Below are 12,424 nucleotides of genomic sequence, written 5' to 3' on the forward strand. Positions count from 1 at the left end.
CAGAAACGGGGATGCATCCATGGTCGATAAATCGGAAAAATTCAAAACGCTCGTAAGGGTGGGCTATTTCAGTCGCGCAATCCTTTACACGGTGCTCGGCCTCATAGCGCTGACAAGCGTGGGCGAGATCAGCAAGGGTACCGACGGTATCTTCCGCGCGATCGAAAATTTCCCAGCTGGCACTCTGATCCTCTGGCTGATGGTCATTGGCCTGCTCGCTTATGCGTTGTTCCGTTTCGCATCGACTTTCCTCGACATCGAAAACCACGGCAGCGACGCCGTCGGATGGGGCAAGCGGCTCGGCCATGCCGGTAGCGCGATCGGCCACCTAGCGCTGGCATGGTCATCCTACCAGTTTGCAACCAGCGGCTCCGGCTCGGACGGCGGAGCCCAGAAAGCGGCCGCTGGCGTAATGTCCATGGACCTGGGCGGGGCCATCCTTGGTATTCTGGGGGTCGCGTTTTTCCTTGCTGCATTCAACCAGGCCAAGAAGGCGCTGACTGGCAGCTTTATGGAACGTATCTCCGCCAGCGCTCCGAGCCAGACCAGCATTATGGGCCGCATTGGATTCGCGGCGAGAGCGGTGGTTTTTGTGGTGATCGGTTGGTCCCTGTTCAACGCCGGCTTCCTCTCGGGCGGGAGCGAGCAGGTCAAGACGCTTGGCGACGCGGTGGCTTCACTAGCTGGTCAGGGCGTAATCTTCACACTCGTAGCCATCGGTCTTCTCATCTTTGGGCTCTTCAGCCTGATCCTGGCACGTTACCGCATCATTCCAGACATGGACAGCGACGGCAAAGTTCCAAGCTTCCGCGCCTGATATTCTTGCCAGTGGAATAGAGTCACAGCATCGGGTTTCGGTTTCGCAATGAAACGGAGGCTCGATGCTGTACTTCGAAGATCTTGAGGTTGGTCGGAAGCAAAGCTTCGGAAACTATGAAGTGACGCGCGAAGAGGTCATCGAATTTGCCTCCAAATACGATCCGCAGCCATTCCATCTCGACGATGAAGCGGCTGCCAAAACCCATTTCGGGAAAGTGGCGGCAAGTGGCTGGCATACCTGCGCCATGATGATGGCGATGATGGTCGAGAACATGAAAGATAACGAACAGGCGGGCCTTGGATCGCCTGGCCTCGACAACTTGCGCTGGAAGAAACCGGTCTTCCCCGGCGATACGCTGCGCATCGAAAGCGTGCTCGCGGAAAAGCGCCGCAGCCAGTCCCGCCCGGAGATGGGTATCATCAAGGGGCACCTGAAAGTCTTCAACCAGCACGATGATGTTGTGCTCGAACTTGAGAATATCGGTCTTGTCGCTGTTCGCGACCCTGATGCACCGATCAAAGACTAGCGCGCGCTAGACACCGCATTGGGCCAGGCCCTTGGCCTGATAAACCACTTGGTCTCGCTCGTTCCGCAAGACTAGCCGCGCCGGGAAATCTTGCGTCTCATAGCCCGCTTGTCTGCCCTGGTCCTGATCGAGCGTCAGCACGAAGCTATAATGCGTGTCGGTATAGCGCTCCCGCGCGCCCAACGGCAGTTCACCGCTGCCTGTATCGGGCGAGAAACTGACAATATCGCCATCGATTTTCATGTATCCGGCATCCGCCATGGCGATCGCCAAGGCACCCAATCCGCCGCCCTCCGGCGCGAAAGCGCAGCTTGAACCATAGATCTCGTACTTCTCGATGTCCGTATAACGGATCGCCTGCGGCTCTTCCGGGATTACGGGCGGCACCTGTGATGCCTCAACCGCAGCTCGCTGTTCCTCGACGGACATTTCCTGCTCGCACGCGACCAGTACGGTGCAAAGCGCAAGCATGACCAAGTAGCGCATCAGTGCCTCCCGAACAGCTTCTCGACATCGTCCATCGAGAGCTTAACCCATGTGGGCCGACCATGATTACATTGACCCGAGCGCGGGGTTCGCTCCATCTCGCGCAGCAGGGCATTCATTTCCGCGACCGAGAGCACGCGGCCTGCCCGCACCGAGCCGTGACACGCCATGGTCGCAAGTACGAGGTCCAGCTTCTCACCCAGGAGCAGCGCTTCGCCATGTTTGGCGATATCGTCTGCAATGTCTTGTAGCAACTTGGCCGGGTCGGCGCCGGCCAGCGCATGGGGGACACTGCGCACCAGCATCGCTCCAGGACCGAACCGTTCCATGACAAGGCCCAGTCTGGCCAGCGGTTCGATCGAAGATTCGAGCCGATCGCAATCAGCCTCATCGAGCTCCACCACATCGGGAATAAGCAAGGCCTGTGCCCTCGCCACCGCTTCTTCGGCCCCTGCGGCCTTGAGCCGCTCGAGCACAAGGCGCTCGTGCGCTGCATGCTGGTCGACGAGCACAAGGCCGTCATTTGCTTCAGCGACGATGTATGTCTCCGCCACCTGCCCGCGCGCTATTCCAAGCGGATAGTCAGCAGCTTCCGCGTCGGCAGGCTGGGCCACCTCTGCCCTGCCCTGGGGCAAGGCCATATCATGCGCCTCAGGCGCGGTCATGACGTCCGCTTCATAGCTGCGCCATTCTTGCGAGGCTTCGCGCACGCCGGTCGATGGGCGGTTCCAATCCCGTCCGGTGAAAATAGAGCTCAACGCCGCGGCGGGCTCCAGCTGCCATCGACCCATCGCCGCAGCATCGGGCGACTGCGCGCTCCGGCGATCGCCAGTCGCCAGCGCTTGCCGCAATCCGGATACGATGAAACCACGCACACCCTTCGCATCGCGGAACCGCACTTCGGTCTTCGCCGGGTGGACATTCACGTCCACATCCTCTCCTGGAATCTCTAGGAAAAGCGCCAGTACCGCATGTCGGTCGCGGGCCAACATATCTGAATAGGCACCCCGCACGGCGCCGATTAGCAATCGGTCTTTCACTGGACGGCCGTTCACGAAAAGGTACTGGTGATCGGCCACGCCGCGATTGTATGTCGGCAGGCCCGCGACCCCGGTAAGACGCATCGCTTCGCGTTCGGCGACAATCTCCACACCGTTGTCCTTGAGTTCACGCGCGACAATCTGCGCCACCCGGTCAGGCAATTGCTGGCCTGCAGGAAGACGGAATATCTGCCGATCACCATGGGTGAAAGAGAAGGCGACATCGGGCCGGGCCATGGCCAACCTGCGTATTACATCGTGACACGCGCCATATTCACTGCGTTCAGTGCGCAGGAACTTGCGCCGCGCAGGGACCTTTCCGAACAGGTTTTCGACCCGCGCCCGCGTGCCGGGAGGCAGCCCTACCGGCCCGCTTTCGGCCACATCGCCGTGGTCAACCACTAAACGCCAACCTTGCTTCGCATCGTGCGGACGGCTCTCAAGCTCGAAACGCGCCACGCTGGCAATCGAAGGAAGCGCTTCTCCGCGAAAGCCGAGCGTCGCCACCTGCTCAATCGCTTCGTAGGGCAGCTTGGACGTCGCATGCCGCTCCATCGCCAATGCCATTTGCTCTGGTGACATACCGCAGCCATCGTCCGTAACCTCAAGGCGCTCCAACCCGCCCCCTATCAACTTTACGTCGATCCGATGCGCCCCGGCATCGATGGCATTCTCCACCAATTCCTTGAGTGCAGAGGCCGGCCGCTCGACCACTTCGCCGGCCGCAATGCGGTTGACGAGAGCTTCGGGAAGACGGCGAATTTCGGGCATCCCGTTAGACTAGCGATGAACTGCAGCAAATTCGAGGTCATCAGTGGAAAAGCCTTCATCCTTTCCTCATAAATTTTTGGCCTTTTAGTGACGGGTTGGCTAGAGCAAGGCCAATTCCAGAACCTACCGGGTCGCGTCTCGTCCATCATGGTGAAGGCGGACCTCAACTACTACGGATTGCACCACTCCAATGAGCTTCTTTTCGAGCCTCTTCAAATTCGGTTCCCATAACATGGCCATCGACCTCGGAACGGCCAACACGCTGGTTTACGTCGAAGGCCAGGGCATCATCCTCAACGAACCGTCAGTGGTCGCGATCGAGACGATCAACGGCATCAAGCGCGTCAAGGCAGTGGGCGACGATGCGAAGATGATGATGGGCAAAACACCAGACAGCATCGAGGCGATCCGGCCGCTGCGCGATGGCGTTATTGCCGACATCGAAATCGCCGAGGAAATGATCAAGCACTTCATTCGCAAGGTCCATGGCCGCAAGAGCCTCCTGCGCTATCCCGAAATCGTGATCTGCGTCCCTTCCGGATCAACCTCTGTCGAGCGCCGCGCGATCCGTGACGCCGCATCGAATGCCGGTGCTTCCGAGGTGTTCCTCATCCTTGAGCCGATGGCAGCGGCCATTGGAGCCGACATGCCCGTCACCGAGCCGGTCGGCTCCATGGTGGTCGATATCGGCGGCGGCACAACCGAAGTCGCAGTGCTTTCGCTCCGCGGTCTTGCCTACACCACCTCAGTCCGAACCGGCGGGGACAAGATGGATGAGGCGATCGTCTCCTACGTCAGGCGACACCATAACCTCCTCATCGGTGAAGCCACGGCCGAGCGCATCAAGAAAGATTACGGTATCGCACAGGTGCCCGAAGACGGGGTTGGCGAGACATTTACTCTCAAGGGACGGGACCTTGTGAACGGCGTGCCAAAGGAAATCACGATCAACCAGGCGCATGTGGCCGAAGCCCTGTCCGAGCCGATCGGCGCTATTGTCGAAGGAGTTCGCATCGCGCTCGAGAATACGGCACCCGAACTCGCGGCTGATATAGTCGACCAGGGTATCGTGCTCACAGGCGGCGGCGCCCTGATTGCCGGCCTCGATGAATATCTTCGCGAAGAGACTGGCCTGCCAGTCAGCATTGCGGAAGACCCGCTATCATGCGTTGCGCTCGGTACCGGCCGCGCAATGGAAGACGAGATCTACCGCGGTGTCTTGATGACCGCATAAAGGGCGAAGGAGGAAAGCAGGGCCATGGCGCCGCCTGCATCACGGCGCTCGAGTTTCTCTCGTAAAGCGCAATACAGCGTTTTTACCGGCTACGTCGTGGCAGGTATCGGCGCTCTGATCGGTGCGATCTTGCTCGGCATCTCCCTTTTCTGGCCCTCCAGTTTCAGCGGCTTGCGCGGTCCGGCGCAGGATGCAGTCGAGCCGCTTGGCGAGACCAGTGCCGAAGTCCGTACCGAGAGTCAGGGGTTTTTCGAATCGATCGCTGGATTCTACCGTGCCGGAAGCCAGAATGCCGAGCTGCGCAACGAAATGGAGCTCGCGCGGATAAGGCTCGCTGAAGCCGAGGCCGTGAGGCAGGAAAACGAGCGCCTAAAGGGCCTGCTGGGCTTCCAAAACGAGGATATCGAACCAGTTGCTGTCGGACGCCTGACGGGCTCTACGGCGTCGAGCGCGCGCCGCTTTGCTTATCTCGGGATCGGCAAGAACGACGGTATCGACATCGGCATGCCCGTTCGCAGTCCTCGAGGTATCGTCGGACGTATTCTCGAAGTTTCGGTCGATAGCTCTCGTGTGCTGCTCCTAACCGATAGCGAAAGCGTGCTTCCGGTCCGCCGCGCGACCGATGAATTGGTGGCATTTGCCGAGGGACGCGGCGATGGCATGCTGCGTATTCGCCTGATCAACCTCGGGATCAACCCGCTCGAGCCGGGCGATGTCTTCGTGACCAGCGGCGCCGGCGGATACTATCGCCCCGGCATCGCAGTCGCCATTGTGGCCGAGGTTACCGATGATGGCGCACTTGCCCGCATTATCAGCGACCCTGCAGCGACTGACTGGGTTTCGGTCGAGCCGATATTTGAGCCGCAAGCAGTGCTAGCTGGCGAGACCCCTCCAGAAATCGAGCTCGCCCCCTGATGGAGCAGCTCAACCCGCGATCGCGTAGCGATGAATACGGCAGCCGCATCAACCGGGATCATTCTCGCATACTGGTTTATGCGGTGCCATGGGCTTCGGTCCTGCTTGGCTCGTTCATTCCCAGCATTCTCATTGCGACTGCCCTGCCCCTCATTCCGCCGCTGGGCTTCATAATGCTGCTCGCGTGGCGAATGCTTCGTCCCGGTTTGTTGCCCGTGTGGGCGGGCTTCCCGCTCGGGATATTCGATGATCTTTTCAGCGGCCAGCCATTCGGCAGCGCAATACTTTTGTGGTCGCTCGCAATGATTGCGCTCGAGGTGATCGAGACCCGCTTTCCATGGCGCGATTTTTGGCTCGATTGGGTGACCGCGTCAGGCTTGCTCATCGTGTACATAGCTGCGGGCGCTCTTCTGTCAGGCGCATCGATAACGCTTCCTATGCTGGTCGCGCTGGGACCCCAACTGCTCCTTTCAATCCTGACTTATCCCTTGCTGACCCGCATTGCCTCAAGACTGGACCGGTTCAGGCTGATGCGCATACGGACCATCGCATGATGTTGAGCGACGCGACCGGAAAGCATATCAGCTCAGGCAGCCTGAAGAACGCCTTTGACCGCCGGGCAATGCTGATCGGCGGGATTCAGGGCGGTGTCGGTGTTCTTCTCGCAGCGCGGATGGCCTACATCGCAATCGCCGAGAACGAGAAGTATCGGCTCGAATCTGAGAGCAACCGGGTCAATCTCTCGCTAATTCCTCCTCGCCGGGGATGGATACTCGACCGGGACGGTGCGCCACTTGCCTCCAACCGCGCCGATTTTCGCGTCGATATCATCCCGGAACGCACCAACGACCCCAAGAAAACGATCGCGGTACTGGGCAATATCGTGGGTCTTGATGCAGCGGCCGTGGCAGATCTCGAAAAGAAGGTTGGCGAGGCCCGCGGATTTCAACCAATTGAGGTTGCGAGCGGGCTCGACTACGAGCAATTCGCGGCGATCAGCGTCAGGCTCCCGGATCTGCCCGGCGTGGTTCCGCAACGAGGCTTTTCGCGTTTCTATCCCACCGGTCCGGCGGTCGGCCATCTCCTGGGATACGTCGGACCGGCATCTGCCGATGAATATGAGAACGATCGCAATCCACTGCTGATCACTCCGGGTTACAAAATCGGCAAGGACGGGCTGGAAAAGCAATTCGAGCAGGATCTGCGCGGCCTGCCTGGTGCACGCAGGGTCGAAGTCACCGCATCTGGCCGCATCGTGCGGGACCTTGAAACGCGGGAAGATGTGCAAGGCGATCCAATACGCCTGACGATCGACGGTCCACTTCAGGACTATGCTGCGCGCCGTATCGGTCTTGAATCCGGATCGGTGGTTGTGATGGATTGTCGGACGGGCGACTTGCTGTGCATGGCATCCATGCCAAGTTTCGATCCCAACAGTTTCTCGGCCGGTATTGGCCGCGTCGAGTATGCGATGTTGCGCGAGGACGAACGCGTCCCGCTGCGCAACAAGGTTCTACAGGGACTCTATCCGCCGGGATCAACGGTCAAACCGATGGTGTCGATGGCATTCCTGCGCGAAGGGCTGGATCCCGAAGAAACGGTCAATTGCTCGGGCGGCCTGCGTGTTGGTAATCGCGTTTTCCGCTGTTGGAAGCGCGGCGGGCACGGCACGGTCAATATGGCCAAGGGCATCTATCAAAGCTGCGACGTCTATTACTATTACTTCGCCCAGCGCATCGGTATGGACCCGATCGCCGCGATGGCGCGGCGCTGCGGCCTGGGCCAGGAATTCGAGCTACCCGTCACAACGCAGTTCTATGGAACGGTGCCTGATCCCGATTGGAAGCTGGAAAAATACGGGCGCGAGTGGCAGGCGTTCGACACTGTTAACGCCACGATCGGGCAAGGGTACATGCTTTCCAGCCCGCTTCAACTGGCGGTGAGCTCGGCGCGGCTTGCAACCGGCCGCCATGTGATGCCGCGCTTGAATATGGCCACTCCGCCAAAGGGCTTTGACGAAGTCGACTTCAGCGATGAACACGTGGCCTACGTCCGCCAAGCCATGAGCGACGTGGTCAACGGGCCCGGTACTGCCGGCAGGGGGCGCCTCCCATTCGATGATATCAAGATGGCGGGCAAGACCGGCACCGCGCAGGTAGTAGGGCTAAACATTTCGGACGGCAGAACTGGACCATGGAAGTTCCGCGATCATGGCCTGTTCACCTTCTTCGCCCCGTTCGATAATCCGCGTTATGCCGGTGCTGTGGTGATTGAGCACGGCGGGGGATCTGGCGCCGCCTACCCAATCGCGCGCGACGTGATGACTTTCTTGTTCGATCCACAAAAGGGGCTCGAGGCCCTGCACGCGCTCGAGAAACAATGGGGCGGTACCGCGCAACAAAGGCTGGCGGCCAAATATGCCGCATTTGCGGCAGAGGCGGGTGAAAGCGTTCCGCCCGTTCCGCGCCGCAAGGAAGAGATCTTTGACGAGGTCGAAGCCGAGGCGCGGGCTGCGGCGAATGCACCTGCGGCAATTGCGGAAGAAGTCATCACTCCACGCTCAGAGGCCAACCCGCGCGGCGAAGGTCCGCCGCCTCAATGAACTCGCTGATCCCCGCGCCTATTGCCAGGCAGCCATGGCAGATGTTGATCCCCCTATTTGTGCTGGTCGCGTTCGGGGGGGCAGTTCTGTTCTCTGCTGCCGGGGGCAGTATGTCTCCCTATGCATCTTCCCATCTGATCCGTTTCGGCGTATTCATGGTCGTTGCGGCAATCATGACTCGCTTCTCGCGCGAGTTCGTCCGTTTCTTCGCCTACCCGGTATACGCGCTCGTCCTGATCATGCTGATGGCGGTCGAAGCAATCGGTTTTGTTGGTGGGGGGAGCCAGCGCTGGCTCGATCTCGGCTTCATGCAGTTGCAACCTTCCGAGCTGATGAAACCGGTCATCGTACTTACCTTGGCGCGCTTTTATGACACGCTGCCGGCGGGAATGACGCATAGCTGGCGCGCGGTCGTGCCATCGGGGGTATTGATCGGCATTCCGATGGCTCTTGTCCTGCTACAACCGGACCTCGGCACTGCCCTGGCTATTGGTTTCGGCGGTGCGGTGGTTATGTTCCTGGCCGGATTGCCGCTGAAATGGTTCGGGATGGGCGCCGCTGCCGCTGTGATCATCGCCCCGCTGGCATTCTTCTTCGGTCTGCAGCCCTATCAGCAGCGGCGGGTATTCACCTTCCTGGATCCCGAAAGTGATCCCCTCGGTTCCGGCTATCATATCACCCAATCCAAGATTGCCATTGGTTCGGGCGGGCTCACCGGCAAAGGGTTCAACGAAGGATCCCAAAGCCATCTCAATTACCTTCCGGAGCCGCACACGGACTTTGTCTTTGCCACGATGGCAGAGGAATGGGGGCTGCTCGGCGGCATAGTGGTAATCGGGATATTTGCGTTGATCATCCGCTGGGGCTGGCGCGTGGCGATACGGTCAAATGATCGCTTCTCGAGACTTCTGGCAGCGGGCATGGTGGCCACCATCTTCTTCTACACCGCCATCAATCTTATGATGGTAATGGGGCTTGCGCCCGTGGTCGGCATCCCCCTGCCCTTTATGAGTCATGGCGGATCATCCATGATGACGAACATGATCTGCATCGGCACGCTGATGATGGTGAACCGTTGGAATCGCGAGGCGCCGAAGATGGGCATCCGGTAGAATCGACATGATCGTCGAACGGAGGCCTTTTCTTGCGGAAAACAACCGCTATATGAGCGCCTCGCCCGATCAGATCGATTCGGGCATGCCGTAGGAAATCCGGCAGTGTGGACGCATAGCTCAGTTGGTAGAGCAGCTGACTCTTAATCAGCGGGTCCTAGGTTCGAACCCTAGTGCGTCCACCACCTCTCTCAAGCGCAAAATTTTTCATGGCTTGCGCGCATGTTTCTGGCGTTCTTTGGCGTTTGGGCACCATTCAGCGCGAATCACCCAGACAAAGAAAAAGGGGCCGAAGCGGCCCCTTCCCCGTTGATATTGGTCGCATGAATGCGCACCCGGAGGGTCGCAATTCAGTATATTTTCAGCCAGTTAGGCTGTTTTAGCCGTAGCGCTTGCCAAAGGCCAGTTCGAGTAGGTCAAAGCCCATATCAGGTCTCCATTTGGTAGACCTGAAATATGCGTTAACCATGCTTGTTTGTAAAGCTTAAACCATAATTCTCTTGGGTTTTTGTGGTCTTACCCAATTGAATCTGAGCAGGCTGTCAAAATCGATCGGCCGAGATATGCCGTAGCCCTGGACAATCCGGCATCCACTTTCAGCGAGTAATTCTATTGTCTCGTCGTCTTCTGCACCTTCAGCGACAACTGCAGTGTTTGTCGCTTCGCCGAACACGATTATCGCAGCCACGACCGCGGCCGCCTTCGGATCCTTGAGGTTGGATACAAACTCGCGGTCAATCTTCACTTCGTTGAGAGGCAGCTTGTAGATCGTTTCCAGGTTTGCGGCGCCGACGCCAAAATCGTCGATAGAAATTGCGATGCCGAGATTCCGTAGCCGGTTGAGCACCGTCACCGCGTGATCAAGATCAAGTATGCGCGCGGTTTCAGTGATCTCAAGGACCAGAAGGTGTGGCGGCAGATTGGATTCTGTCAGGATCGTCTCCACCATCTTCTCGACACGGTCATCGCGCAGCAAGGTTGCAGAGATATTGACCGACATTTTCGCGTTGATTCCGTGACCACGCATCGTAACTGCGGCGCTAACAGCTTCACGCAGCACATACTCGGTCAAGTGGTCCATTCGCCCGGCCCGTTCGCATTCTTGGATGAAGTAGGCAGGAGAGATGGGACCACGACTTGGATCGTTCCAGCGCACCAGAGCTTCAACCCCAACCATCTCACCAGTCTCGATATCGACCTTTGGTTGATAGGCTAGATAGATCTCCTCACGTTCGAGCGCATTATCGATGCGGGTCTGCAGTGACAGCTTCCACAAGGCATCGGTCTGCGAATCCTGAACCGCGAAAATTATGGGTTGATGCGCTTCATCGGTACGCTCGGCTGCGGACACAGCCGATGCAATACGTTGCGCTGGGTTCGGTTCGCTCGACGTATCGACGCCGAATGTAATGCCCGCGTCGAGTTCCGTATCGCTAACGGTAATGGGAGAAGCAAACAACGCCCTCAGACCATCGAGATGAGAGACAAGCTCCTCACGTCCGCTCTGAGAAGTGGTCCAAGCAAAGTAGCGGCCTTCGTTGGCATAAATGGCCATGTCCTTCTCGGTCACCCGAAAGCGTTCGACCAGACTACGGACATATTGGGCATGGAGATCGGGAGGAAGAGTCTTGGCGACATCCTCGTAGCCATGAACTTTGGCTACGACGATAGTGACGGACACCTGATCTTCACTCATCGCCTTTTCAAGCGCGCGGAATGTCGGCATTCCCGTCTTGTCGTCTTCAAGAGCGAACTTCTTTTGCCAGCGGGCGCGGAATCGAAGCGCCGCATACCATCCCAGGAAAACTATTGCCGCACCTAGACCAAGGCGCACATGGAAAGCCGCGCCGATGATCATCAGGGACGGGGCTGCAATTGCAATCAGCATGTAGATCTTGCGACGAAGAATCCGCCTTGGTGACAGGCCAACAAAGATGACCAACATTCCCACGGCGAAAATTGCAAGAATTGTCAGTTCGCTGTACTCGCGAGTGTATCCGGCCTTTAAGGTTTCAGCCGCGTATAGCGAGACATAGCTTCGAGGAACGCGCAAGACGCCAGGAATCTTTGCAGCTTCGAGATCAGATGTCGCTGGATTACCGACCAGCACTTTCTTGCCGGCAAGGGATTCCATGTCCGCATCAACCAGCTCTCGGTCGAGGTCGAGCAACGGAATGCTCGCCGGATCGAAGTCATAACTTATCGGAAAGTCGTCGAGCGTGGATTCATTCGCGCCCGCCATCGCACCTGCCAGTGTCGGATAGGATATGCCGTTCCGTTCAACTTCAAATGGCATGCGCCACGTGAAGCCAAGATAATTTATCTCGCGGACCGTTGCGAGCTGCTCGGTATCACCGACAATCTCCGGCAAGGTAGACTGGAATTCCACCTGGGCAGACATATTCGTTGTGAGTCTTCGCACCACTGAGACCCGTGGCCCCAGAGTGGCAATAGCATCGGCGAGTTCAGTATCAGCGGCAGTAGAAGACGGGCGGTCGTAGATTACGTCTAGATAGACATGCTCGACATCAGATTGGGCAATTTGACGAAGAGTCCTGGCAAGGCCCGCCCGCTGGTTCGGATTATCAGGGTTGGAAAGACTTTCATCAGACGTGGCAAAAATAATGTCGCCGCTCACAGAGTCTTCACTCAGCACCGACTGATAAACCCAGACCATTTGATTAACCGGACTGAGCAGCCCGAAAAACGCGAGCAAGGCAGCCGCGATGGCCGCCCACAGGACGTCCGTTGCTCGCTCATTTAAGCTTCTGAATTTAGACCAGAATGCCATTCATTTCCCGTCCGGGATTAACCCCTGTGGCCGCTCGCGCACATAGTTTTCTAGGAATTCCTTACCCTACGATGGTAAACAGACCCTTTAGCCTATGTCCTAAGCTTAGGTTGCTAAGGAAAATCAC

The 12,424-nt window shown here is 58.3% G+C and carries 10 protein-coding genes and 1 tRNA gene; 8 read left to right on the forward strand and 3 right to left on the reverse strand.

Annotated features, from left to right (window positions below; genetic code table 11):
• The first annotated feature begins 19 nt into the window (after window positions 1–19).
• Both ACEWMW_RS11655 and ACEWMW_RS11660 read left to right on the forward strand, forming a co-directional pair.
• Window positions 20–817: a DUF1206 domain-containing protein gene (locus tag ACEWMW_RS11655; RefSeq protein WP_409414112.1), complete on the forward strand. Its 798-nt coding sequence runs from the start codon at window positions 20–22 to the stop codon at window positions 815–817.
• Window positions 818–881: 64 nt separating this feature from the next.
• Window positions 882–1,346 (forward strand): MaoC family dehydratase, encoded by a 465-nt coding sequence (locus ACEWMW_RS11660; protein ID WP_409414113.1) that lies wholly within the window; start codon window positions 882–884, stop codon window positions 1,344–1,346.
• Between the two features lie 6 nt (window positions 1,347–1,352).
• Here ACEWMW_RS11660 and ACEWMW_RS11665 read toward each other — a convergent pair whose 3' ends face one another.
• Window positions 1,353–1,832 (reverse strand): hypothetical protein, encoded by a 480-nt coding sequence (locus tag ACEWMW_RS11665; protein ID WP_409414114.1) that lies wholly within the window; start codon window positions 1,830–1,832, stop codon window positions 1,353–1,355.
• Window positions 1,832–3,643, reverse strand: coding sequence for a DNA mismatch repair endonuclease MutL (mutL, locus tag ACEWMW_RS11670; RefSeq protein WP_409414115.1), 1,812 nt, complete (start codon window positions 3,641–3,643; stop codon window positions 1,832–1,834). The genes ACEWMW_RS11665 and mutL overlap by 1 nt, the downstream gene beginning before the upstream one ends.
• Window positions 3,644–3,833: 190 nt before the next feature.
• Here mutL and ACEWMW_RS11675 point away from each other — a divergent pair, with 190 nt between their 5' ends.
• From ACEWMW_RS11675 to ACEWMW_RS11700, 6 genes are all read left to right on the forward strand, one after another.
• Window positions 3,834–4,877 (forward strand): rod shape-determining protein, encoded by a 1,044-nt coding sequence (locus tag ACEWMW_RS11675; protein WP_409414116.1) that lies wholly within the window; start codon window positions 3,834–3,836, stop codon window positions 4,875–4,877.
• 24 nt (window positions 4,878–4,901) lie between these two features.
• Window positions 4,902–5,792, forward strand: coding sequence for a rod shape-determining protein MreC (locus tag ACEWMW_RS11680; RefSeq protein WP_409414117.1), 891 nt, complete (start codon window positions 4,902–4,904; stop codon window positions 5,790–5,792).
• Window positions 5,792–6,346, forward strand: a complete 555-nt coding sequence (locus tag ACEWMW_RS11685) for a rod shape-determining protein MreD (protein WP_409414118.1) — start codon at window positions 5,792–5,794, stop codon at window positions 6,344–6,346. The genes ACEWMW_RS11680 and ACEWMW_RS11685 overlap by 1 nt, the downstream gene beginning before the upstream one ends.
• The gene (gene mrdA, locus ACEWMW_RS11690) at window positions 6,343–8,394 is read left to right on the forward strand and encodes a penicillin-binding protein 2 (RefSeq protein WP_409414119.1); all 2,052 of its coding nucleotides are present in this window, start codon (window positions 6,343–6,345) and stop codon (window positions 8,392–8,394) included. The genes ACEWMW_RS11685 and mrdA overlap by 4 nt, the downstream gene beginning before the upstream one ends.
• A complete protein-coding gene (gene rodA, locus ACEWMW_RS11695) occupies window positions 8,391–9,506 on the forward strand; it encodes a rod shape-determining protein RodA (protein WP_409414120.1) in 1,116 nt (371 codons plus the stop codon). The genes mrdA and rodA overlap by 4 nt, the downstream gene beginning before the upstream one ends.
• Before the next feature lie 109 nt (window positions 9,507–9,615).
• Window positions 9,616–9,691: transfer RNA gene (locus tag ACEWMW_RS11700), tRNA-Lys, on the forward strand.
• A gap of 299 nt (window positions 9,692–9,990) precedes the next feature.
• Here ACEWMW_RS11700 and ACEWMW_RS11705 read toward each other — a convergent pair.
• Window positions 9,991–12,297 carry an EAL domain-containing protein gene (locus ACEWMW_RS11705; protein WP_409414121.1) on the reverse strand — a complete coding sequence of 769 codons (2,307 nt, stop codon included), beginning with the start codon at window positions 12,295–12,297 and terminating at the stop codon, window positions 9,991–9,993.
• Window positions 12,298–12,424: the final 127 nt, after the last annotated feature.

It is taken from the genome of Litorerythrobacter xanthomarinus (genome assembly GCF_046254955.1).
Classification (GTDB): domain Bacteria; phylum Pseudomonadota; class Alphaproteobacteria; order Sphingomonadales; family Sphingomonadaceae; genus Qipengyuania_C.